Raw genomic sequence first — 22,447 nt, 5'->3', positions numbered from 1 at the left:
CGACTAAAAGCGTATGGGTGAACGCCCGCCGGGACGACGCTCACCCGACCGAGAGCCACTCAGAGGATATCTCCGCGTCGCGGAAATGCCACCGTTGTGCGAGTTCGTGGCCGTCGAGTCGGAGTTCGACCGTGGCGTCGAACAGCGGTTCGAAGAGTCGCACTACCTCCGTCTCTCGGTCTTGCGGGAGCCAAAAGTGGCCCATCCCGCCGACCGACCGAACGTTGTTTCCGAGGACGTGGAGGAACCGAAACACCGTCCGGCGGTCGTACTCCGAGAGCAACGAGGGGAGACAGTCGAACGCCACGCGGAGTTCCGCCGGGGCGAGACCCGAGGCGATACCGTCGAACTGCGCTATCGTCTTTGCTATCTCCACGCCGAGTTCGGTTATCTCCCCGTCGACGACGTTCGCGAGGGGGTCGCGAACGCCCGCGTCCGCGGTTCCGTCGCCGTTCGTCGGGGAGGCGGGCGACGAGACGGCGGACGTTCCGCTTTCTACGGCCGCCGCGGGACTTCGAGCGCGCGTCTCGTATTCGACGATGCGCGCCCACTCGGGCGTCCGACGGGAGACGCCCTCCAATCTCGTGTCTCTGCGGGAGGCGCCCGCTGGAGTCACGACGAGACGGCGGCGGTTCGACGCGTCGCCGTCTCCGAGCATCTTCGCGGATATCCTCGCGTACATCTCCTCGGGCACGGACCCGACGACGAGCAACGTGCTCCCGCGTCCCTTGAGTTCGTTGAGTGCGCGCGCGAAATCCGTCGCGCCGTCGGAGCCCGCGGGGCCCGTTTCGCCTCCCTGAACCATTCTGTTTGAGACACGACACCGCGTTAAATAATACTTTGTGTATCTGATGAGTTCACCGTCGGAGGCGGACCTCACCCCGTTCGGAACCGGGACGCGGGTGGTCTCCGGGGACGCCCACGCTCGGGTCTCTCCGCCGAGAGTCCGCAACGGACGCGGGGTTTCGCAACTGTATTGGACGGCGCGTCCGTCGCGTGATTAATGGTCCTCTCACGGGTGAGTTACGGCTGATGGCGGACCGCTTCGGCGTCGACCCGCAGGTGCTCGCACTCGCGGTGGCGCGGATGACCGAGTCCGTCGGCAACTCGTTTCTCGTCGTCGTCCTCCCGCTTTTCATCGGAAGCCAGTACATCACCGGAGCGACGTTCGGGTTGACGGAGGTGGCGGTGACGGGCATCATCCTCTCGCTTTTCGGCTTGGTCAACAGCCCGTTACAGCCGTTCACCGGCCGACTCTCCGACCGCGCCCGCCGTCGGAAGGTGTTCGTCCTCGTCGGACTGGTCCTCATCGGCGTCGCCAGTTTCTCGTACTCGTTCGCCTCTACGTACTGGCACCTGCTCGGACTTCGCGTCGTTCAGGGTATCGCGGGCGCGTTGATCATCCCGACCACCGTCGCCCTCGTCAACGACCTGGCTTCCGAGTCGAATCGCGGGGGGAACATGGGGACGTACAACACCTTTCGGCTCCTCGGGTTCGGCGTCGGCCCCATCGCCGCGGGCGCCGTCGTCGCCAGCGGTCCCTTCGCGTTCGACGTCGGGACGGTCGCGCTGCGTATCAACGGCTTCGACGCCGCCTTCTACATCGCGACGTTGACCGCCACCCTCAGTTTCGGCCTCGTCTCGGCGTTCGTCCGTGACCCCGAGGTTCCCGAAGCCGACGCGGGCGACGCGCTTCTCGGGAGCCTCTCGGTTCGCGACCGGTCGTCCGGGCACGTCCTCGACCCCGTGTTCACGCTCGGACTCGCGAGTTTCTTCATGGCCGTCGGTATCGCGCTGTTCGCGACTCTCGGCGAGATAGTCAACGAACGTCTCGCCCAGGACGCGACGATGTTCGGCCTCCAGTTTGCGGCGTTCGTCCTCGCGCAGATTTTCCTGCAAGCGCCCATCGGGCGGGCGACGGACTTCTTCGGTCGCAAGCCGTTCATCGTCCTCGGGATGGTGCTTCTCGTCCCGACGACGTTCGTCCAGGGGTTCGTCCTCGACTCGTGGCTGATGTTCGGAGCCCGGTTCGCACAGGGTATCGCCGGGGCGATGGTGTTCGCGCCGGCACTCGCTCTCGCGGGTGACCTCGCGCCCGCGGGGCAGTCGGGGAGCACGCTGTCTGTGTTGACGATGGCCTTCGGCTTCGGCGTCGCTCTCGGTCCGTTGGCCTCGGGCTTTCTCGTCGCGTTCGGCTTCGCCGTCCCCTTCGCCTTCGGGTCCGCCCTCGCGGTGGTCGGTGCGGTTCTCGTCTGGACGCAGGTCGAAGAGTCGGTCGCTACTCGTCGGTCGTTTCTCGACCCGTTCTCGAAGGCGGGCGAAAACGAGTGACGTTCGAACGGCGGCCGAATCGATATCGCAAACGGCGGTTTACCGCTCGCCGGCGTTCTCGACGAACGTCTCGATTCGCGAGAGTGCTTCTTTCAGTTCCGACATCCCGGTGGCGTAGGAGACGCGGAGATGTCCGCTCCCGCCGTCACCGAACGCGCTTCCGGGGACGAGAGCGACGTTCTGAGCGTGGAGGAGTTCCTCGGCGAACACCTCGTCGTCCTCCCACCCGGGCGGACACTCGGGGAAGACGTAGAACGCGCCTTTCGCCTCGAAGCAGTCCATCCCGATGTCGTTGAACCGCGAGATGACGTACCGTCTCCGTCTGTCGTAGGCGCGGCGCATCTCCTCTACGTCGTCCTCACAGGAGTCGAGGGCTTCGAGGGCGGCGTACTGCGCCGTCGTCGGCGCCGAGAGCATCGTGTACTGGTGGATGCGGTTCATCGCGCCGACGACGTCCGCCGGTCCGAGTGCGTACCCCAGACGCAGGCCGGTCATGGCGTACGCCTTCGAGAACCCGTTGAACACCACGGTTCGCTCTCTCATCTCCGGAAACGTCGCGATGGAGACGTGGTCGTCCTCGTAGCGGAGGGCGGCGTAAATCTCGTCTGAGAGCACGAACAGGTCGTGTTCGCGAGCGAACGCCGCGACGTCTCGGAGTTGCCGTTCGTTCATCACCGCACCGGTCGGGTTGTTCGGGTAACAGAGGACCAACACGTCGGCGTCTTCCGCCCCCGCCCGTTCCAAGTCCGCGGGCGTGAGAGCGAAGTCGTTCTCCACCGAGGTCTGAACGGGGAGAGCGTCGCCGCCGGCGAACGTGACCGTCGGGACGTACGAGATGTACGACGGTTGGGGGACGGCGACGGTGTCGCCGGGGTCCACCAACGCGCGCATCGCCAAGTCCACGGCTTCGCTCGCGCCCGCGGTGACGAGTATCTCCTCGTCCGGGTCGTATTCGAGGTCGTACCTCGTCACACGGTCGGCGATGGCCTCGCGGAGTTCGCGCATCCCTCGGTTGGCGGTGTACGAGGTCCGACCGCGTTCCAGCGAGTCGATGGCGGCGGTTCGGGCGGCCCACGGGGCCGAAAAGTCCGGTTCGCCGACGCCCAACGAGATGACGTCGTCCATCTCCTCGGCCAACTCGAAAAAGCGGCGGATACCCGACGGTGGCGTCTCCCGAACCCGCGCGGCGATGCGGTCCGTCATGGCGAGAACGTCAATCGGTCGTCTTCGTCGCCGTCGCCGAGTTCGACGCCCCGTTCTTTGTACGTCTCCATGACGAAGTGCGTCACCGTCTGGGTGACCTCCGGGACGGGCGCAATCTGCTCGGAGACGAAGTTAGAGACGTCCTGCATCGAGTCGCCGACCACGTCGACCGCAAAGTCGTAGTTGCCGGAGACCAGACGGAGCGACGCCACTTCGGGGAACTTGCCGATTCGACGGGCGATCTCCTCGTACCCCGTCTCTCGGTCGAGTTCGACGTTCAGTTCCACCTCAGCTTGCACGTACTCCTCGTCGACTCGGTCCCAATCGACGATGGCCTGATAGCCCCGGATGACGCCCTCGTCTTCTAACTCCTCGACGAGTGCTTCGACCTCCGCCGCTTCGAGACCGGTCTGTCGCGCGAGGTCGTCGACGCTCTCGCGAGCGTTGCGAAGCAACAGGTCGAGTAGTTCCCGCTTCTCGTCCATACGCCACTGGTTGCGGTCCCCGGTGATAGGGTTTACCCAACCGCGCGACGGATACTCACCCGCGGGTAAATCGCATGCGACGATACCGAATGTATCTATGTCTGAACTAAATTCTCGGACCGACGCAAAGACCCTTTTCGGGGATGTTACCGCCGGTGCGGCGACCCCTCGCCGGTCACCGAATCAGAACTCTCCGGCGACGATGTCGGCGACTCGCTGTCGGTCGAACAGTCGTTCGTCGCCGGTCACGTCTCCGAAGATATCGGGGAACATCTGCTGTGCCGCGCGTTCGGTCAAAAACAGGTTGTGGATGGGTCCCTGGTGGAGATAGCCGCCGCGGTAGACGCGCCCGTTCCGTACGGCGGCGAGTTCGCTGCCGACGGGGTGGTCACGCATGTAGCCGAGAACCGTCTCGCGGAACTCGGCGGCGGACTTTCGCTCGTGTCCGCGGACGAGAATCACCTCGGGGTCGACTTCGAGGAGCGTCTCGTAGTCGAGTTCGCCGCGGTTCGCGGTGCTGAGGTTCTCGATGTCGGTCCCAGAGAGGGCGTCGTGAACGCCCAAGTCGCGCCACTGTTTCTTGCTCGTCCCCTCGTCGTGGAGGCGGTACGGCGAGAACGTCTCCGGTTCGTCCGTCCCCTCGAAGGTGAGAAACACGTTCGGTCGCTGGTCCTCCGGCGGCAGTCGACGCTGGATGTCCGCGACGAACTCGTCGTGAAGGTCCGCGAACGCCTCGTAGCGGTCCCGTTCGTCGAACACCTCGGCCATCTTCTCGAACGCCTCGTACAGCGTGTAGTAGCGGTAGTCGTGCCACTCGTCGGACCGCCGGAAGATGAGGTTGCCGACGAACGGCGCGACGTTGTCGGCTATCTCGTCTACGTCGGACTGTCCCCAGTCGAACCAGTGTTCGAGCATCTTCGGGTCGTACAGATGGACGTCGGCGTCGAGTTCGTAGAAGTGTTCTTTCGTTCGAACCTCCGGGTTCTCCTCGATTCGGTCGTGGTCGACGGTCACGCCCGGTAGTTCGTCGTACACGTCGGTGTAGTAGCGGTCCGCGCCGCCGATACCCGCCAATCCGTCGGCCCGTCCGAGTGCGACGCCCATGTCGGCGTACCCGCCGTCGTACGGCACCCACCGTTCGGGCGCGGAGTCGAACGTCACCTCGCCGACCGGTTCCATCGAGACGGTGTACGACTCTGCTCCGGTCGTCGATTCGGTCGTTCGGGTCGGCGACTGGTTCCCACTGTCGTCTGCGCCCCCGGTACACCCCGCCAGTAGTCCGCCGCCGACTACCACACCAGCGTACTTGACGTAGTCGCGTCGCGACTGAGACTCGCGAACCGCGTTCTCTCTCGGCATGGTTTTAGGCTAGCCTAAAACGATATAACTGCACCGATTTTTAGGCGACCCTAAAACGTATGCGCGTCTCCTCCTCGTTCAGTCGGTCGACCCTCGCTCGGATTCGATTTCGCGCGCCGCTTCGAGGACGAGTTCGTCGTCGAGATGTTCGAGCAGTCGGCGCTGGCCGCGTTCGGTGCGTCGGTTTCGCTCCTCCTCCGAGAGGTACGCGTCGAGTCTGCGGTCTATCTCCCGTTCGCGGAGTTCGTCCAGTCGCTCGGCTCCGCGGTCGATTTCGTCGGGGAGGCGGTCGTCGAACCACTCGCGCCACCGGTCCCGGGAACGCCACTCGTCGTCGAGTTCGGCCTCCCGGCGCACCCAGTCGTAGTGTCTCGCAACCGCGTCGGGGTAGCCGTCGCCCCGGCGAGCGTCTGCGACGACCGTTAGACCGACTCGCGCGCCGCGGCCCGCGGCCAGTATCGCTTGGTGGTCCGCCTCCTCTGCGGGCGACGCGACGTAGAGACCGTCGACCGGCGTGGTTCCGTCGCGTTCGGAGTACTCCCTGTCGAAGTGTTCGTGTTCCTCGCCGCCGTGGTCGTGGGTCACGAACATCTCCGCGTCGTCGTCGAGTCCGCGCATGTACTCGCCGTCGTAGCGCGTGGCGGCGACGACGCGTCGGGCGGTGACGCGGCCGCTCTCTTGGGTTTCGACGGCGAACCCCTCCGGGTCGTCCGTCACCTCGACGGACTCGACGAGGTCGGAGACCACCTCACAGCCCGCTTCCTCGGCGTGGTCGTGCAACAACCCGTACAGCGTCTCGACGTCGATGCCCGCCGGGAATCCGAGGTAGTTCTCCAGATACGCGCACCGCCGAAGCGACGACCGGCCGCGGTCGAACACGGCCGTCTCCAGCCCGTAGCGGGCGGTGAAGACGGCCGCGGAGCATCCCGCGGGACCGCCGCCGACGACGGCGACGTCGTAGTCGAACGCGCCCTCTCCTCGGGAGGTGGGTTCGGAACTCACGGTCAGAACTCCCCGTTTACGATGCCCGCGACGCGCTCTCTGTCGAACAACCGCTCGTCGCCGAACTCCTCGGGATAGAGGCCCTGTGCCGCTCGTTCGAGTTGGAAGAGATGGAGTATCGGCCCTTGGTACGTCAGGCCGCCGTAGACGACGCGGCCGTTCTGTACCGCCGTGAGTTCGCTCGCGACGTCGTGGTCTCTGAGGTGCGAGACGATGTTCTCCTCGAAGTACTCCGGCGTAATCTCGCCTTGGAGCCGTATCGCGACGGCGTCGGGGTCTATCTCCAAGAGGGTCTCGTAGTCGATGGTGCCGCCGCCCGCCTGCGCGTCCGTGACGCCGTTTCGGGCGAGAGCGTCGCCGACGTTCAGGTCGTTCCAGTGTTTGGACTGGGTCCCCTCGTCGACGAGATACGGATAGAACGACTCAGGCGGAACGTCGGCGGGGTAGAGAACCGCGATATCGGGCGTCTCGCTCGGGAGACGCGACTCGACGTCGTCGAGAACTTCGTCGTGAAGGTCCGAAAACGCCTCGTAACGCTCCCGTTCCTGAAACATCTCTGCGACCTTCTCGAACGCCTCGTACAGCGTGTAGTAGCGGTAGTCGTGCCAGTCGTAGGCCCGCGAGAACACCGTGTTTCCGAAGAACGGCCCGACGTTCGCTCCGACTTCCTCGACGTCCGCTCGACTCCAACCGAGGCGGTTCTCCACGAAGTTCGGGTCGGTGACGTGGACGTCGGCGTCGAGTTCGTAGTACACCTCTTTGCCGGTGCCGTCCTGCCACAACTGCGTGAGGTCGTCTTTCTCGACTGCGACGCCGGGCAGTTCCTCGTACAGGTGCGACCCGAACCGGGCCCGGACGCCGATAGCCGCGAGGCCGTCGGCCCGTCCGAGTGCGACGCCCATGTCCGCGTAATCTCCCGTGTAGGGGACCCACGTTTCGGGGACGCCGTCGAACTCGACGGTTCCGACGGGTTCCATCGCAACCGAGTGCGACGCGTCCGGCGCGGTTTCGGTGGGGTCGCCCGCCTCGGTCCCCGTCGCGTCGTCGGCCTCTGTCTCGGTCGCGTTCGGCGTCGACTCGGAGCCGCTACCGCCGGTACAGCCCGCGAGTAACCCGCCTCCGGCGACTGCGCCGGCGTACCTCACGTACTCGCGCCGCGTCGGTGTCTCGTCTTCCGGGGAACCGCGTTCCATGAGATTTAGGCTCACCTAAATACACAAAACCGTTTCGATTATTAGGCGCGCCGAAAACGGAGTGACGCGGTTCGGACGCGTCGCCGAGAGTCGAACGCGTCCGCGAGAGTTTCGCGCGAGCGAACACTCGGCGTCGGCGAACAGAATACACTTTACACGCGCGGCCAACTCCTCTCTCACATGCCTCGGCTCTCTCTTACACCACGGTGGATTCTGCGCGCGGTTCTCGCACTCGTCGTCGTCGGTTCGCTGGTGGCCGGTGCCGCACTCACCGCCGCGTACGAACCGCCGGAGATACAGTCCGGAACGGTCGAAAAGCAGGCCAACGGGACGACGTACGTCGCCGTCCAAGGGTTCCACTTCCAAGGCGAGGACGCGGGGAAGAAACCGGCGCGCCTCGTCGCGGCCGGCCCCAACGCCCAACCCGAGTGGATATACAACGGGTCGAAGTACGGCGCGAGTTGGTTCTACAGCGTCGACCCGTTGGAGAACGGGAACCTCCTCGTTGTCAACACCGCGCCCGGCGAGACGATGGTGTACGAACTCGACCCCGACACGAGAGAACGCGTCTGGCAGCAGAACTTCAGCATCGAAGACACCCACGACGTGGACCTGATAAACGACGACCAACTGCTCGTCGCGAACATGCGAAACACCGAGAACGGGACGAGCAACGACCGCATCTTCGTCTACGACCTCGGCGAGGACGAGATAGTCTGGGAGTGGCACTTCAAGGACCACTACCCGAACGACACCGACAACGGAATTAGCTCAGATGACTGGTCGCACGTCAACGACGTGGACAAGATAGGCGACGGCGAGTACCTCATCTCGCCGCGGAACTTCGACCAAGTCGCCGTCGTCAACCGGTCGACGGGCAACATCACGATGCGACTCGGCGAAGACGACGACTACGACGTGATGAACGAACAGCACAACCCGCAGTATCTGGAGTCCGAGAACGGGACGCCGACGATACTCGTCGCCGACAGCGAGAACGACAGAGTCGTCGAGTACGCCTGCACCGACCGGTCTGGCGGGGAGTGCGACTGGGAGCGAGTGTGGACCGTCGGCGAGGACCAACTCAACTGGCCGCGCGACGCCGACAGACTCCCGAACGGCAACACGCTCATCGTCGACTCGATGAATCACCGCGTCATCGAGGTGACGCCGGAGGGCGAAATCGTCTGGGAAGCGTACACGCCGTGGGCGCCGTTCGACGCCGAACGCGGCGAATACGGCAACGAACCGGGCGGCCCGACGATGCAAGAGCAGAACGTCTCGGGGTCGTACGAACTCTCCGGAAGTGCGGGCGAGACGCCCGGCACGGGCGACGAACGGACGTTCCCCGAGTGGCTGACCGCGACGTTCGGCGAGACGCCGGTCGGAGGACCCGCGACCGACCTCGCGGACACGTGGAAGAGCCTCTCGCAGTGGGTCAAGCCGGTGTGGATGGCTCCGTGGACGCTCGTGTTCGTCTCCGTGGCTCTCGTCGTCGGACTGCCCTGGGCCGTCGCGGAACTCGTCTCTCACCGTCGGCGCGTCGTCGGCGGCGTCCGGCGCGGCGTCCGACAGTTCCGGTAGCGGTCGCGGACCGCTCTCAGTCGAACGCCGCGAGGTCGGTCTGTCGGCCGCCCGCGGTCGCTCCTTCCGCGGCCAGCAGTCGCCGTTTCAGTCCGACGCCGCCGTCGGCGGAGAACCCGCCGAGTGAGTCCGCGCCGACGACGCGGTGACAGGGGACCACGAGAGGAATCGGGTTGCGGCCGCAGGCCCCACCGACGGCGACGGGACTCGTGTCCAGTTCCGACGCGAGGTCACCGTACGTGCGCGTCTCTCCGTACGGGATGGCCGCCATCGCGCGCATGACCCGCCCGTCGAACGACTCGGGGTAGGCGACGGCGACGTCGAACCGCGTCCTCTCGCCGCGTTCGTACTCGCGCACCTGCGACTCGACGCTGGCGCGGGACGCCCCCACGTACGACTCGTCGAGTTCGACCGAGAACCCGTGTATCGAAATCTGCACCACTGCCTCTCCCATAGGCCCGCGGGGGCATATCTCTACGCCTCGGTCGGCGTCTCGAACGTCCACCGAGTCGCGTCGGTCGGATAGTCGGACCACGCCAACACCCGACTCTGACGGACGGCGAACACCGGCGTCCCGTGTCTCACGCCGTACTTCTCCTCCTAGGCGTCGTCGACGCGGTCCAGTCTGTCGGCGGCGTCCTCGCCGCTTTCGCCGTGGACCGTCACGCGCGGGTCGTCGCCGAGGTTCCGGACCCACCGGGTTCGCTCGCCGCCCCCGCAGTGGAACGTTCCGTCCACGAAGACGCCCCAGACGGGCCGGGCGCGCGGCGCGCCGTCGGGGCGCGTCGTCACCACCCAGAACGTCCGGTCGTCGGTCAGTCGCCGTTCGACGGACGACCGCGGGAGCAACCCCTCACCCGTCGTCGGGATGCCGTACCCCGCCTCTGTCTCCGGTCTGTCGCGGGTTGAACTCCGGGGCGTCGATTCGTCTCTCACGAGTGCCGTACGTCGCCCGCGAGGATAGCGTTCTCGTCGGCGAAGCGCGGTTCGGACCGCCTCCGCCGACCCGCGTCGCCGTCTCTGCCCGGACGACTCGCCCGACGCCGAGGGGGCGTCAGGCGACTGCGCGTTACCGCTTGAGTCCGTGGTATCCGCGCGTCAGAACGTACTTTCCCGCCCTGGCCGTGAACCCGGCCGGGTTCTCCGCGAGTCGCGAGAGGTAGTCGCTACCCTTGCGGTACGTGTAGTTGAGTCGGCCCGGTTGCATCATCTCGTTCGTGTCGTAGCAGAACACCGCCTTGCTCGTCTCGTCGCATATCTTCGCGGCCTGCCGTTCTGAGCTCTCGATGAACAGTTCGGCACCGGTCGATTCGTACACCTTGGTTTTGTACGCGGCGTGGTTGCCCAGTTCCTGTCGCGTCTCTTTGTCCGGGAGGTCCATCATCACGAGTCGGTCGTACTCGACGCCGTGTTTCGCTAACCACGCTTCCGTCTCTTCGCGATACTTCTCTAACCGGCAGGTGACGAGCCATCCGACCTTCTGGTTCGGAATCGTCCTCGGTTCTACCCGCGAGAGGAACTCCTGGTACCGCTCTCCGTCGTCGTTCTCCTCTCGCGTCGGGTCGCGACAGAGGATGCCGTCGATGTCGACGCAGGCGTTTTCGAGAATCGGATGGTGCATCAGGTTCCACTCGAACACTCGCGGCGGTTCGATCACCTCGCTCCAGTAATCGACGTATTCGTGCCCGTGAGCGGAGATGTACGCCGCCGCGTACCGGATATCGAACGGCAGGTCGGCCTCGTCGAGACGCTGTTGCGTTTCTCTCATCTGTGTCCCCGAGTTGACCGAGTCGTCGATGACGAGGACCGTGTCGGCGTCGTCGAGTGCCAGCGATCCGTCGTGTCGATTGCCCGTCTCGTAGACCGTCCCTTCGCAGAGACCGTTGATGTCCGTCATCGGAACGTCAAGGCGGAGGCAGAGCAGTTCCGCCGCCAACAGTCCGCTTCTCGGAATCGCGGCGACCACGTCTATGTCCGAGGGCAGTTCCTGTGCTAGCTGTCGGATGTCCTCGTTGAGTTGCGAGACACTCCGATAGTTCATTGGTGCTTTATTACCATTGTGTGGTGTATAGTCCTTGAGTCCATAATGTGCGTTAGGAGGGGATTACCGGACGCGGTTCGTCGCACCTCACCGGCGATAGCGCGGTCAACTAGTGTACGGTCCGGCGGGAGAACTAGTTTTCGGCCGCAGGTCCGATTCTCGCTCTCGCCCGCGGTCCCGGACCCGTCCTCGCGGTTCCCGAACGTCCGACCGCTTCGGTGCCACTATCTGCGAGACGCGAGGTTGGAAAAGACCCATTAGGTGGGGCGACGCGTACACGGTCGATGGCCCTCTCCGACGTCTTTCTCACCCCGCTTGGACTCGCGGCCCTCCTTCTCGCGGTCCCAATCGTCGTCCTGTACCTCGTCCGCCCGGACCCCCGCAAGGTGAAACTCCCGACGTTTCGCTTTCTCGCGGAGGACCGGCGCGAAGACGCATCGAACCCCCTCTTCGAGCGACTCCAACGGAGCGTCCTGTTGCTCCTGCAACTGCTCGCGGTCCTCCTCTTTGCGACGGCGCTCGCGACGCCGTACGTCCCCGTCTCCGAGAGTTCGACCGTCGAGGAGACGGTCCTCGTCGTGGACGCGAGCGCCAGCATGGGCGTCCAGTCCGACGGGACCACTCGCTTCGCTCGCGCCGTCGACGCCGCCCGCGAGGAGGTGACCGGCACCACGTCCGTCGTCGTCGCCGACGGCCAGAGCACCGTCGCCCTCCGTCGGGGCGACCCAGGCGAGGCGCGAACGACCGTGACGGACCTGTCTGTCACGGAGTCGCCCGGCGACCTCCGGTCGGCCATCTCGACGGCCACCGCAGTCGCCGGGTCGGACGCGCGAATCGTCGTCGCGAGCGACTTCGCCGACGACGGCCCGTGGCGCGACGCCGTCCGCGTCGCCCGGAGTCGCGGATTGACGGTCGACCTCCGGCAGTTCGCCGCGGGCGGCGACGACAACGTCGGGGTCGTCGGCCGGTCGTTCTCCGGCGCCGAGGTGACCGTCTCGGTGAAGAACTACGGCGACAGCGAAGCGACGCGGACCGTCTCTCTCGGCGGCGAACGGCGGTCGGTCACGCTCTCGGGCGGAGACGTTCGCTCGGTCACGCTCCCCGTCCCCGCGGGCGGCGGCGAACTCGAACTCTCGCCGGGCGACTCCTTTCCCGCGGACGATACCTCGTACGTCGCCGCGCCGGACGACGCCAGCGTCGACGTGTTGGTGCTGACGAACGACGAGAACACGTATCTCACGACCGCGCTCTCGGTCGTCGACGCCGTCAAACTCACGGTGGACAACCCGCCGACGACCGTCGAGGGCGACTACGACGTCATCGTCTACAGCAACGTCGAGGGCGACAGACTGCTGGCCGGAAACATCGAGGCGGGGCGCGCACTCCTCGCGGACGGCGGCGGCGTCGCGATTCAGGCCCAAGAGTCGATGCCCGGCACCTACGGCGACCTGCTCCTCGTGAACCCCGACGGCGTCCGGTCGAACCCGACGCTCGACCGACCCGCGGACGACACGCTCACGCGCGGCATCGGGTTCCCGCCGCCGGAGGCGTACGTCAACGGAACGCTCCGCGACGGCAGAGCGCTGGTTTCGACCACCGAGGGGACGCCCATCCTCGCGACGGCCCGCCGCGGCGAGGGGCGATTGCTCTACTACGGCTACATCGAACAGCGCTCGGCGTTCAAGTACGACTACCAGTACCCGGTGTTTTGGAAGCGCGCCGTCTACCACCTCGCGGGTCGGCCCCCGTTGAGCCAACTGAACGCCGAAACCGGCGGGAGACTCCAGTTCGGCGGCGAGACGACGGTGGAGACGCCCGACGGCGCGGTGACGGCGTCGTCGGTTCGCCTGGACGACGCCGGGTTCTACCGCGCCGACGGGACCCGATACAGCGCGTCGCTTCTCAGCGAATCCGAATCCGCCGTCGTCGCCGACGACATCGAGTCCTCCGAGGAGGGCGGCGTCGTCGCCCGCGAGGAGTCCCGAACCGTCCCGAAACCGCTGACGCACTGGGCGGCGCTGGCCGCACTCGTCGGGGTGCTCGGAGAAGTCGCCTACCTCCGCAGGCGGGGTGACCTCTGATGCCTCCCGCGTTCGGGGCCGCACCAGCGGTCTTCGCCTCGCTTTCGACCGCCCTGCAGGTCTCGTTCGACCTTCCGACGGGGCTCTCTGCGGGACTGGAACGACCGCTCGCCCTCCTCGCACTCCCGGTGGGCGTCCTCCTGCTTTGGGGACTCGTCTGGCGCGGCGCGACCGGAACCGCCTCCGAGCGAAGCAGGCGGTGGTTCTTCGCGGCGCGCCTCCTCGTCGTCGCTCTCGTCGTTCTCGCCGCCGCGGGGCCGTACACCGTCGCCTCGCGGGAGACGGCCGGCGACCCGCGGGTGACGCTGCTCGCGGACCGGTCCGACAGCACCGCCGTCTCGTCGCGAGTGACGGACCGACTGACGAACGGCATCGAGGGCGCGGGCGTCCCGGTGACGACGACGACCATCGGAAGCGGCGACTCCTCGCCCGTCGGCGACGCCGTCGCGGCCAACCTCCGCGAGAACGGGAGCGTCGTCCTCGTCAGCGACGGCCGGGTGACCGAGGGCCGCAGTCTCGCCGAGGTGGCGGAACTGGCGCGTTCGCTGAACGCCAGCGTCTCCGTCGTCTCGCCGTCGCCGACCGACAGAGAGCAGTACGTCTCGCTGAACGGCCCCTCGAAGACGAGCGTCGGCGTCGACAACCGATTCCTCGCGAGCATAGACGGCGTTCGCGTCGGCGACGCGGCGACGACGGTAACGGTCTCCGTGGACGGCGAACGGGTGACGGAGCGGACCATACGGGACGGAACCGGCGCGTTCGAGTTCTCTCACACGTTCGAGGACACCGGCACGCACCGCGTCACCGCGCGAATCGAGGGCGCGGACGACGTCTACTCGCGGAACGACGTGTTCTACAAGACGGTTCGGGTGGTGGAGAAGCCGACGATACTCTACGTCTCGCCCGGCGACTACCCGTTCCGCGAGTACCTCGGCGAGGTGTACGACGTAGACACCGCGTCGTCGGTGCCCGCGGACCTCTCGCCGTATCACGCCGTCGTCCTGCAGGACGTGGCCGCGGGGAGCGTCGGCGACACGGACGCCCTCCAAGAGTTCGTCATCGACGGGAACGGCCTCCTCGTCGTCGGCGGGCGCAACTCCTTCGAACGCGGCGGGTACGAAGGGTCGTCGCTCGCGTCGATGCTGCCCGTCTCGATGGGCGAGGGGACGAGTCGGAGCACGAACCTCGTCTTCGCCATCGACGTCTCCGGGAGTTCCCAAGACGGGATGCGCGTCCAGAAGGCGGTCACGCTCTCGGCTCTCGACCAACTCGGCGACGAGAACCGCGTCGGACTCGTCGGCTTCAACCACAACGCGTACGCGGTGGCACCCATCCAGTCGCTCGGGAAAAACAGGGGGTCGCTCGAAGACAGGGTGCGGCGACTCGAAAGCGGCGGCGCGACGGACATCGCGGGCGGTCTGCGCGGCGCGGGCGAGATGCTCGGCGACGACCCCGGAACGGTCGTCCTCGTCAGCGACGGCCACGACACGGTCGGGCCGCCCTCGGCCGTCGCCCAACGACTCCGCGCCCGCGGCGTCCAAGTCATCACCGTCGGCGCGGGGAAGAACCCGAACGAGGGGAAACTCCGGACCATCGCTCGCTCCGGCGGCGGAAGCTACTTCCGCGCGACGGAGACGAACCGCCTCGGCCTCCTGTTCGGCGGGGGAAAGCGGTACGAGGGCTCCGGACTCACCGTCGTGGACTCCGACTCCTTTGTCACCTCGGGCGTCGAACTCACGTCGAACCCCGGCGAGGTGAACGACGTGTCGATGCGCCGCGGCGCGGACTTTCTCGTCGCCGCCGACGACGGGACGCCCGCCGTCGCGACGTGGCGGTACGGTCTCGGACGCGTCGGGACTATCACCGCCTACGGGTCGGACGGAACGCTCGACGGTCTGTTGACCCGCCCGGACTCGCTGCTCTTGACGAAATCGACGAACTACGTCATCGGCGACCCGGAGCGAAAGGCGACGGGCGTCACCGCCGTCTCCGATACCCGCGTCGGGTCGCCGACGACGGTGACGGTCCGCGGCGAGGAGCGACCGACCGCCGAGGGCGCGCAGTTCAGACAGGTCGGCGAGGGGCGATACGAAGCGAGCGTCACGCCCGACGAAGCGGGCTATCACGACGTTCTCTCGGCGTCCTACGCCGCCAACTACCGCGCCGAGTACGCCGGATTCGGCCCGGACCCCGAGTTGGAGTCGCTGGCCACCGGAACCGGCGGGCGGGTGTTCCGCCCCTCGGAGGGCGGGCAGATAGCCGAGTTCGCCCGCGAGCAGTCCACTCGCGTCCGTCCGGTCAGAGACGAGTGGACGTGGCTCGCACTCCTCTTGGCCGCCCTCGTCTTCACCGCCGAAGTCGTCTACCGGCGGGTTAAAGTCCGTCGCAGCGGTACGACTGCTGAAGGAGGACTGACATGAGTTTCATCGGTCGCCCGCTGAACGTCGCTCTCGTCGCCGTCGTCTGCTTGCTTCTGACGGGGACGGTCGGAGCGACGATGTTCTACCAGTCGTCGGCGGGGGGTCTCGAACGGCAGAACGAACAGTTGCGCGAACGGAACGAGGAGTTGCGAACCGACCTATCGGCGGCCAGAGAGAACGTCAGCGCCCTCCGAACGCGGGTCAGAGAGTTGAACCGGAGCCTCTCGCAGACGCGCGGCGACGTCGGGCAGGTGTCGAACAGCCTCGAACGGACCGAAGAACTCCTCAACGCGACTGAGACCGAACTCGCGAACACCGAATCGGAACTGCAGACGACAGAGGAGCAACTCGACGAGGCGCAGACGAACCTCGCGGACGCCCGCGAGCGAATCTCCGAACTGGAAGAGGAGGTAGAGACGCTCGAATCTGAGAACGCCGAACTCGAAGACGAGGTGGACGACCTGCAACGCGACAACCGCGAACTGGACGAGACGGTGGGCGAGTTAGAGACGCAGGTGACGACGCTCGAAGACGAGAACAGCGAGCTACAGTCTGACCTCCGCCGCGTCTGCAACCAGTGGGACGAGGCAGAGCAGGGACCCAAACCCGAGGAGTGCCCCGGATGACAGAGGATTCGGGCGCGAACCGCGAGTTCGACGCTGACTCCGGGTTCGGGACGACCGACGACGGGAGCGACGACGCCGCCGCGAAGATGCGCGCCGCCCTCGCGGAGGTTCGCGGCGAGGCGCGGAAGGCGGCCGTCGTCTACGCCGCAGTCGACGCGGCGCTTCTCGCCCTGTTGACGAACCTCCTCTTTCGCGTCTACCGCCCCGCCGCACTCCCGGAGGCGGTGGCGCTTCCGTCCGCCGTCGCGGGCGCGGGCGGCGTCGTCCCCGGGTCGCTCGCGTTCCCCTCGCTTGCGGGCGCCGTCCTCGGTATCGTCGCGTTCTGCGCCGAGTACGCCCTCCGGACGCGACGGCCCCTCGTCGAGCAGTTCGAGGCGGCGAACCCCGCGGTGACGGAGGCGCTTCGGACCGCGAGAGACACCGTCGAACGACGCGTGACGAGCAGTCGGACGCGGTCCGGCGACGCCGCAGACGACGGGGCGAACACGGAGATGGCCCGCTGCCTGTACGACGACGTGTTGGACCGCCTCCGCGAGACGTCGAGCGTCGAACTCCTGCGGACGCGGCGCGTCGTGACGACGACGCTCCTCGTCGTCCTCGTCAGCGTCGCGAGCATCCACGTCGCCGTCGTCGATTTGGACCTCACGGACGCCGTCGGAAGCCTCGGCGGCGGCGACGTCGAGGACGACCCGCGGACCGACGACCCGCGCGAGGCGGACGACCCGTCCGACCTGCAGGACGGCGCCCAGATTCTCGGCGACGCGGAGGACGTTTCGGCGGGCGACGAGGTGATGAACGCGACGCTCGAAGGCACCGGCGGCGGAGTCGGGTCCGGCGGCGGTTCGGGGTCGCCAGCCTCCTACGATAGCGGCGGGTTCTCCGGCGATGCGGTCGAGAGCCAACAGGCGGGCTTTGCGCCCGACGAGCAACTCGAAGACGCCGACCTGATTCGCGAGTACAACCTACAGATACGAGACGACAGAGACGACGAAGACAATGAATCCTGACGACATCGACAGACTGCAGGCGAAACTCTCCCGCGTCCGCGGCGAAATCGGCAAGCGCATGGTCGGCCAATCCGACGTGGTCGAACGCCTCCTCGTCTGCGTCCTCGCGGACGGCAACGCCCTCTTGGAGTCGAACCCCGGCCTCGGGAAGACGACGCTCGTGCGCACCGTCGCCGAGGTGACAGACCTCTCGTTTTCGCGCATCCAGAACACCCCGGACCTGATGCCGTCTGACATCACGGGCACCGAGATAATCCGCGAGTCCGAGGCGGGACGGGAGTTCGTCTTCGAGAAGGGACCGGTGTTCGCAAACATCGTCCTCGCGGACGAGATAAACCGCGCGACGCCGAAGACGCAAGCGGCCCTACTCGAAGCGATGCAGGAAAAGCAGGTGACCGCCGCGGGCGAGACGTACGACCTGCCACGGCCCTTCTTCATCCTCGCGACGCAGAACCCCATCGACCAAGGCGGGACGTACCCCCTCCCGGAGGCGCAGACGGACCGCTTTCTGATGAAGATAGTCGTCGACTACCCCTCGTTCGACGAGGAACGCGAGATAGTCAACCGCTACGCGATGGGCGCGGCGACGCCGGACGTCGAACGCATCCTGAGTCGCGGCGAACTCACGCGGGCGCAGGCCCTGACGCGACAGATGCCCATCGCCGACGATATCCGCGACAGAGCCGTCGAACTCGTCCGCGCGACGCGGACGGCCGACACCATCGAGTACGGCGCGAGTCCCAGAGCGAGCATGGCTCTCGTCTCGACGGCGAAGGCGCGGGCGTTCCTCGCCGGTCGGTCACACGTGAGTTGGGAGGACGTCCGAGAGATGGCCCCGCCCGTCATCCGGCACCGAATCATCCTCGACTTCCGCGCCGAACGAGAGGGCGTCACCCCCGACGAAGCGGTCGAAACGCTGCTCGCGGACGTCTGACGATGACTATCGACCCCAACTTCCTCGACGAACTCGCCCATCTCGACGCGTCGCTGAAACGGCAGTCCGACTCCCCGTTGCAGGGCCAACAGGACTCGGACAGCGTCGGCGAGGGGTTGACGTTCAGCGACTACCGACGGTACGCCCCCGGTGACGACACCCGTCTCATCGACTGGCGCGTCTACGCGCGGACCGAGGAGTACTTCGTCAAACAGTTCGAGGCCGAACGAAACCTCACCGTCCACGTCCTCGTGGACTCGTCGGCGTCGATGGACTACGGCGAGGGCGACGCTCACAAGTTCGAGTTCGGCGCGAAGATAGGGCTCGGATTCGCGTACCTCACCGCCGAGGAGAACAACGACTTCCGGTTTTCGACCGTCCGCGACAGACCGTACCGCCTCGACACCGGCCGGTCGAACCGCGGCGAACTCCTCTCGGTGATAGACCGGTTGAACGAGACGACGCTGGACGGCGAGGCGGAACTCGCCGCCGCGGTGGAGGAGTACGAAGAGACCATCCGCTCTCGGTCGCTCGTCGTCCTCGTCAGCGACTTCCTCGTGGACCCAGAGGAGGTGGCGGAGGCGGTGGCCGCCCTCGGCGACAACGATGTCCTCCTCGTCCACGTCCTCGCGCCGGACGAACTCGACCCCGGCGTGACGGGCGACACCATCTTCGAAGACCCCGAATCGCACGACACGCGCCGGTCGTACTTCGGGGGGTCGCTGGCGCGACAGTACCGAAGCCGGTTGGAGAGACACACCGACGACGTGGCCGAACGAGCCAGAGACCTTCGGGCGGACTACGCACTGCTCGATACGGGCGAGGACTACTTCGAGGCGTTCACGTCGGTGTGGGTCGGGTGACCCGTCGGCCGCCCGCGCGCTTTTGTCCGCCGCGGCCGACGTCTCCGGCGTGAGACGACCGTACGAGAGCGTCGCGGCGAACCTCGCGGACCTCGACCCCGTCTCCGTCTGCTGTCTCCCCGACGGGAGCGTAGACGACCACTACGAACTGGGCCCCGACGGGGGGCGAGTCGCCTCGCGGCGGGCGTTCGCCCGGGCCGTCGCGAACGGGAGGGGGTCTCTCCCCCGGCGACGCGTCGCCCGAGAACCGGGCGGACAGGCGGTCAACGCCGCCCGACAGGCCGCCGCACTCGGCGACGAGGTGACTCTCTTCGGCCACCTCGACCACGACGCGTTCGAGCGTCTCGACCCGTCGATAGAGACGCTGTCGTTCGGTGCGCCCTCCGCGGTGGACGTGCTTCGCTTCGAGGAGAGCGACCTGATGCTCGTCGCGGAGTCGAGCGAACTGGAGTCGTGGTCCGGGTCGGCCCTCCGAGAGGACCGACCGCTCGCGGCACTTCGCGACGCCGACGCCGTCTGCGTCGGCAACTGGGCGTCGGTTCCGGGACTCGAAGCGGCGTTCGACGCGTTGGCCGAGGAGGTGACGGAGACGCTCGTCGTCGTCGACCCCGGCCCCGTCTCCGATCTGTCCGGCGAACGCGTCGAGGGCCTGCTTTCGGCGCTTCGGTCGCTCTCGTCGGCGAACGAGGTCGTTTTGAGCCTCAACGGACGGGAACTCTCCGCCCTCGTGGACCACCTCGACGAGGAAGCGGACGACGACACCGCCGGACTCGCCGCCGTCAGTCGCGCCGCCGCCCTCCGTCTCGCCGTCCTGCACGACCCGTCTCGGGCCGTCGCTGTGAGCGGCGGAGACGAGACGAACGGCGAAAGCGCCGAGACGGTGACGGCGGTTCCGAACGCGGAGGCGGACCGCGTCGTGACGACGACGGGCGCGGGCGACCGGTTCTCCGCGGGACTGGGACGCGCGCTGGCGGCGGGGTGGCCGACGGCGGAGGCCCTCGCGCTCGGAAATCTCTGCGCCACCTACCGCGTCGCGACGGGCGGCACCGGAACCGCCGCGGAGTTGCGCGCGTTCGCCGAGGCGGCGGTGAGATGAGTTCCGGACGGAGCTGACCGCATCCCGCGACTATTTGGGTCTCGGCGTGCGACGGTGGAGCGTGTCACACGACCAGGGCCGCCGCGTCGTCGCTCTCGTCTCGGGGTCGCACTTCGTCAACCACGCGTACCTCGTGGTGTTGGCTCCGCTCGTGGGCGTTCTCGCGTCGGAGTTCGGCGTGGGCATCGGCGCGATCGGTCTCGCCATCGGCGTCCAGAACGCGGTGGTCCTCTCGCTTCAGCTTCCGTTCGGCTACGTCTCGGACACGCGCAGTCGGACGCTCGTCCTCGCTATCTCGCTCGTCGTCGGGACGGCCGGCGTCGCGGCGACGGCGCTGGCGCCCTCCTACGAGTGGCTCCTCGCGGCGCAGGTGCTTCTCGGCGTCGGCATCGCGGGACACCACCCCGCGCACTACCCGCTCTTGGCCGTCGCCTCCTCGGACGCCACGCGGGGGAGAGCGTACAGCGCGCACGCGTTCGGCGGGTCCGTCGGCTTCGCTGCGCCGTACGCCGTCGTCGCGGCCACCTCCGCGCTCTCGCTGTCGTGGCGCGTCGCCGTCGGCGTCGTCGCCGCCGTCGGAGCGCTCTACACCGTCGTCTCGCTCGCGCTCTTTCGCGGCGTCGGCGACGAGATAACGCGCCCCGCGCCGGAGGACAGAGAGACGGAGCGACCCACGCTCCGGTCGGTTCCGGGGCGCGTCGCGGGCGTCTGTCGCGCGCTCGTCAGTTCGCGGGGCATCCTCGGACTGACCGTTCTCGCCTTTCTCACCTCGGCGGCGGCGTGGTGCATCCGGACGTACACGCCGGAACTGCTGACGGCGGGGTACGGCGTCGACGGCGGGACGGCGAACCTCCTCGTCTCCGCGATGCTCGTCGTCGGCGCGGGACTCATCATCTTCGGCGGGTCGCTCACCGACCGGGTGGGGCCGCCGACGGTGGTCTACGGGGGGTACGCGGCGCTCGCGGTCATCGCGGCGACGCTCGCGACGCTCTCACTTCCGCTCGCTGCGCTCGCGCTGGTACTGCCGTTCAGCGGCACCATCAGCCTCTCTCGCCCCGCGCGCTCGACGCTCGCGGACCGCTTCTCCGCGCGGAGCGATTTGGGGAAGAACTTCGCGCTCGTCACCATCGGCATCTCGCTCGGCGGCACCGTCGCGCCCCCCGCGTTCGGCTATCTCATCGACCTCTCGGGAGTCGCCGCCGCGTTCGGCGTCGTCTCCGGTATCGCGCTCGTCTCCATCGTCGTCGTCCGCTTGACGCTCCGAACCGCGCCCGCGACCGTCACCGCCGCCGCGCCCGCGGGCGACGACTGAGGGCGACGTGACTCGAACCGGCGAGGGACCTGACCCGTGAGGGCTCGTCGGAGCGCGCGGTTCGGGAGTCCGGCGGACCGCCAGAAACGCGCTATCCGGACCACTCGCCGCCGATGTCGTTCGAGACGGAACTTCGCCACTGGTCGAACCCCTCCCGGCAGACGGGGCTCTCTCCGATGTGAGTCACGAACCCCTCTCCGGGGTCGTCCAACTCGGTCCGACAGAACGGACAGACGCTCGGGTCGTCCCAACTGTACGCCACCACCGAGGGAGTTTCTGACTCGGACATACACACATATACGCGTTCTTTTGGTATAAGTGTAGGCCACTATTCGGCATAATCCGTTAGATTCTCGTAGAATATCTGCATGTATATATACGTACGTCCGCGTCTGGTCCGCAGAGCGGTTCGAAACGGTCAACCCCCGAGGGTCCGAACGACCCGGTCGATGAACTATATGCTGTGGGCGGTTCTCGCTCTCGTCGCCTACTCACTCGTCGCGCCCCTGATGAGCATCGCTACGACGGGGTCGCCGAAGATACCGAGCAACGTCGCCGCGTTGATGGCGAACACCGTTCTCGTCGCCGCCACCGTCGGCGTCGTCGTCTACAACGACAGCGACGCCGTCTCGTATCTCTCACATCCGAAAGCGAAGTACGTCCTCTTTGCGGGCATCTGCCTCACCGTCGGCATACTCGCGTACTACCGCGCCCTCTCGATGGGGCCCGTGAGTATCGTCTCGCCCGTCTTCGGGATGTTCCTCGTTCTCAGTTCCGTCATCGGAATCGTCTTCCTGAACGAGTCGCTCACCGCCCGCAAGATGCTCGGAATCGGTCTCGCTCTCGTCGCCGTCTACCTCGTCAGCGTCGAGTAGCGGCAACGACTTTTTGTCCGGCGCGCCAACCCGCG

General features: G+C 66.9%; 20 protein-coding genes and 1 pseudogene. 11 read left to right on the top strand and 10 right to left on the bottom strand.

What is annotated here, in order from left to right; genetic code table 11:
- Nucleotides 1–40: 40 nt before the first annotated feature.
- Nucleotides 41–805, bottom strand: a complete 765-nt coding sequence (locus BM167_RS06270; protein WP_092890315.1) for a DUF7504 family protein — start codon at nt 803–805, stop codon at nt 41–43.
- Between the two features lie 227 nt (nt 806–1,032).
- Between BM167_RS06270 and BM167_RS06265 the strand changes: the two genes are divergently transcribed.
- Entirely contained in the window at nt 1,033–2,331 is a 1,299-nt protein-coding gene (locus tag BM167_RS06265) for an MFS transporter (RefSeq protein ID WP_092890312.1), read from the top strand.
- A 39-nt stretch (nt 2,332–2,370) separates the two neighbouring features.
- Here BM167_RS06265 and BM167_RS06260 read toward each other — a convergent pair whose 3' ends face one another.
- From BM167_RS06260 to BM167_RS06240, 5 genes are all read right to left on the bottom strand, one after another.
- Nucleotides 2,371–3,534, bottom strand: a complete 1,164-nt coding sequence (locus BM167_RS06260) for a pyridoxal phosphate-dependent aminotransferase (RefSeq protein ID WP_092890309.1) — start codon at nt 3,532–3,534, stop codon at nt 2,371–2,373.
- The gene (locus tag BM167_RS06255) at nt 3,531–4,019 is read right to left on the bottom strand and encodes an Lrp/AsnC family transcriptional regulator (RefSeq protein WP_092890306.1); all 489 of its coding nucleotides are present in this window, start codon (nt 4,017–4,019) and stop codon (nt 3,531–3,533) included. Before BM167_RS06255 ends, BM167_RS06260 begins: the two co-directional genes overlap by 4 nt.
- A gap of 183 nt (nt 4,020–4,202) precedes the next feature.
- Nucleotides 4,203–5,378 (bottom strand): ABC transporter substrate-binding protein, encoded by a 1,176-nt coding sequence (locus BM167_RS06250; RefSeq protein WP_092890303.1) that lies wholly within the window; start codon nt 5,376–5,378, stop codon nt 4,203–4,205.
- Nucleotides 5,379–5,456: 78 nt separating this feature from the next.
- Entirely contained in the window at nt 5,457–6,380 is a 924-nt protein-coding gene (locus BM167_RS06245; RefSeq protein ID WP_092890300.1) for an NAD(P)/FAD-dependent oxidoreductase, read from the bottom strand.
- Nucleotides 6,381–6,382: 2 nt separating this feature from the next.
- The gene (locus BM167_RS06240) at nt 6,383–7,573 is read right to left on the bottom strand and encodes an ABC transporter substrate-binding protein (RefSeq protein WP_092890297.1); all 1,191 of its coding nucleotides are present in this window, start codon (nt 7,571–7,573) and stop codon (nt 6,383–6,385) included.
- A 180-nt stretch (nt 7,574–7,753) separates the two neighbouring features.
- On the opposite strand from BM167_RS06240, the gene BM167_RS06235 reads away from it, so the two are divergent.
- Nucleotides 7,754–9,157 carry an aryl-sulfate sulfotransferase gene (locus BM167_RS06235; RefSeq protein ID WP_092890295.1) on the top strand — a complete coding sequence of 468 codons (1,404 nt, stop codon included), beginning with the start codon at nt 7,754–7,756 and terminating at the stop codon, nt 9,155–9,157.
- Between the two features lie 16 nt (nt 9,158–9,173).
- On the opposite strand, the gene BM167_RS06230 is transcribed toward BM167_RS06235, so the two are convergent.
- The 3 genes and pseudogenes from BM167_RS06230 to BM167_RS06220 all read right to left on the bottom strand — a co-directional run bounded on the left by BM167_RS06230 (nt 9,174) and on the right by BM167_RS06220 (nt 11,198).
- Nucleotides 9,174–9,596 (bottom strand): methylated-DNA--[protein]-cysteine S-methyltransferase, encoded by a 423-nt coding sequence (locus BM167_RS06230; RefSeq protein WP_092891128.1) that lies wholly within the window; start codon nt 9,594–9,596, stop codon nt 9,174–9,176.
- Nucleotides 9,597–9,631: 35 nt separating this feature from the next.
- Nucleotides 9,632–10,093 (bottom strand): annotated as a pseudogene (locus BM167_RS06225) (pyridoxamine 5'-phosphate oxidase family protein).
- Between the two features lie 133 nt (nt 10,094–10,226).
- Nucleotides 10,227–11,198: a phosphoribosyltransferase family protein gene (locus BM167_RS06220; RefSeq protein ID WP_092890292.1), complete on the bottom strand. Its 972-nt coding sequence runs from the start codon at nt 11,196–11,198 to the stop codon at nt 10,227–10,229.
- A 284-nt stretch (nt 11,199–11,482) separates the two neighbouring features.
- On the opposite strand from BM167_RS06220, the gene BM167_RS06215 reads away from it, so the two are divergent.
- The 8 genes from BM167_RS06215 (at nt 11,483) to BM167_RS06180 (ending at nt 21,537) form a co-directional block, all read left to right on the top strand.
- Nucleotides 11,483–13,279 carry a vWA domain-containing protein gene (locus tag BM167_RS06215; RefSeq protein ID WP_092890289.1) on the top strand — a complete coding sequence of 599 codons (1,797 nt, stop codon included), beginning with the start codon at nt 11,483–11,485 and terminating at the stop codon, nt 13,277–13,279.
- A complete protein-coding gene (locus BM167_RS06210; protein WP_092890286.1) occupies nt 13,279–15,699 on the top strand; it encodes a VWA domain-containing protein in 2,421 nt (806 codons plus the stop codon). Before BM167_RS06215 ends, BM167_RS06210 begins: the two co-directional genes overlap by 1 nt.
- Nucleotides 15,696–16,325, top strand: a complete 630-nt coding sequence (locus tag BM167_RS06205) for a hypothetical protein (protein ID WP_092890283.1) — start codon at nt 15,696–15,698, stop codon at nt 16,323–16,325. Before BM167_RS06210 ends, BM167_RS06205 begins: the two co-directional genes overlap by 4 nt.
- Nucleotides 16,322–17,332 (top strand): DUF7502 family protein, encoded by a 1,011-nt coding sequence (locus tag BM167_RS06200; protein ID WP_092891126.1) that lies wholly within the window; start codon nt 16,322–16,324, stop codon nt 17,330–17,332. Before BM167_RS06205 ends, BM167_RS06200 begins: the two co-directional genes overlap by 4 nt.
- Entirely contained in the window at nt 17,322–18,266 is a 945-nt protein-coding gene (locus BM167_RS06195) for an AAA family ATPase (protein ID WP_092890280.1), read from the top strand. The genes BM167_RS06200 and BM167_RS06195 overlap by 11 nt, the downstream gene beginning before the upstream one ends.
- Nucleotides 18,267–18,268: 2 nt before the next feature.
- Complete coding sequence (locus BM167_RS06190) at nt 18,269–19,129, top strand: DUF58 domain-containing protein (protein WP_092890277.1); 861 nt, start codon at nt 18,269–18,271, stop codon at nt 19,127–19,129.
- 49 nt (nt 19,130–19,178) lie between these two features.
- Nucleotides 19,179–20,225 carry a PfkB family carbohydrate kinase gene (locus BM167_RS06185; RefSeq protein ID WP_092890274.1) on the top strand — a complete coding sequence of 349 codons (1,047 nt, stop codon included), beginning with the start codon at nt 19,179–19,181 and terminating at the stop codon, nt 20,223–20,225.
- A gap of 61 nt (nt 20,226–20,286) precedes the next feature.
- Nucleotides 20,287–21,537, top strand: coding sequence for an MFS transporter (locus tag BM167_RS06180; protein ID WP_092890271.1), 1,251 nt, complete (start codon nt 20,287–20,289; stop codon nt 21,535–21,537).
- A gap of 91 nt (nt 21,538–21,628) precedes the next feature.
- Here BM167_RS06180 and BM167_RS06175 read toward each other — a convergent pair whose 3' ends face one another.
- The gene (locus BM167_RS06175; RefSeq protein ID WP_092890268.1) at nt 21,629–21,826 is read right to left on the bottom strand and encodes a DUF7501 family protein; all 198 of its coding nucleotides are present in this window, start codon (nt 21,824–21,826) and stop codon (nt 21,629–21,631) included.
- Nucleotides 21,827–21,986: 160 nt separating this feature from the next.
- Between BM167_RS06175 and BM167_RS06170 the strand changes: the two genes are divergently transcribed.
- Nucleotides 21,987–22,412 (top strand): EamA family transporter, encoded by a 426-nt coding sequence (locus BM167_RS06170; RefSeq protein ID WP_092890265.1) that lies wholly within the window; start codon nt 21,987–21,989, stop codon nt 22,410–22,412.
- Nucleotides 22,413–22,447 lie beyond the last annotated feature (35 nt).

It is taken from the genome of Halopelagius inordinatus (assembly GCF_900113245.1).
Lineage (GTDB): Archaea > Halobacteriota > Halobacteria > Halobacteriales > Haloferacaceae > Halopelagius > Halopelagius inordinatus.
Note: the sequence above shows the minus strand (reverse complement) of the source record. Positions and strands in the feature narration are given on the sequence as shown.

Coding starts and splice junctions, on each gene's coding strand:
- BM167_RS06255 (WP_092890306.1), bottom strand. CDS start 4,019: ATGGACGAGAAGCGGGAACTACTCGACCTGTTGCTTCGCAACGCTCGC.
- BM167_RS06175 (WP_092890268.1), bottom strand. CDS start 21,826: ATGTCCGAGTCAGAAACTCCCTCGGTGGTGGCGTACAGTTGGGACGAC.
- BM167_RS06210 (WP_092890286.1), top strand. CDS start 13,279: ATGCCTCCCGCGTTCGGGGCCGCACCAGCGGTCTTCGCCTCGCTTTCG.
- BM167_RS06215 (WP_092890289.1), top strand. CDS start 11,483: ATGGCCCTCTCCGACGTCTTTCTCACCCCGCTTGGACTCGCGGCCCTC.
- BM167_RS06190 (WP_092890277.1), top strand. CDS start 18,269: ATGACTATCGACCCCAACTTCCTCGACGAACTCGCCCATCTCGACGCG.
- BM167_RS06235 (WP_092890295.1), top strand. CDS start 7,754: ATGCCTCGGCTCTCTCTTACACCACGGTGGATTCTGCGCGCGGTTCTC.
- BM167_RS06240 (WP_092890297.1), bottom strand. CDS start 7,573: ATGGAACGCGGTTCCCCGGAAGACGAGACACCGACGCGGCGCGAGTAC.
- BM167_RS06260 (WP_092890309.1), bottom strand. CDS start 3,534: ATGACGGACCGCATCGCCGCGCGGGTTCGGGAGACGCCACCGTCGGGT.
- BM167_RS06170 (WP_092890265.1), top strand. CDS start 21,987: ATGAACTATATGCTGTGGGCGGTTCTCGCTCTCGTCGCCTACTCACTC.
- BM167_RS06220 (WP_092890292.1), bottom strand. CDS start 11,198: ATGAACTATCGGAGTGTCTCGCAACTCAACGAGGACATCCGACAGCTA.
- BM167_RS06205 (WP_092890283.1), top strand. CDS start 15,696: ATGAGTTTCATCGGTCGCCCGCTGAACGTCGCTCTCGTCGCCGTCGTC.
- BM167_RS06195 (WP_092890280.1), top strand. CDS start 17,322: ATGAATCCTGACGACATCGACAGACTGCAGGCGAAACTCTCCCGCGTC.
- BM167_RS06250 (WP_092890303.1), bottom strand. CDS start 5,378: ATGCCGAGAGAGAACGCGGTTCGCGAGTCTCAGTCGCGACGCGACTAC.
- BM167_RS06200 (WP_092891126.1), top strand. CDS start 16,322: ATGACAGAGGATTCGGGCGCGAACCGCGAGTTCGACGCTGACTCCGGG.
- BM167_RS06265 (WP_092890312.1), top strand. CDS start 1,033: ATGGCGGACCGCTTCGGCGTCGACCCGCAGGTGCTCGCACTCGCGGTG.
- BM167_RS06270 (WP_092890315.1), bottom strand. CDS start 805: ATGGTTCAGGGAGGCGAAACGGGCCCCGCGGGCTCCGACGGCGCGACG.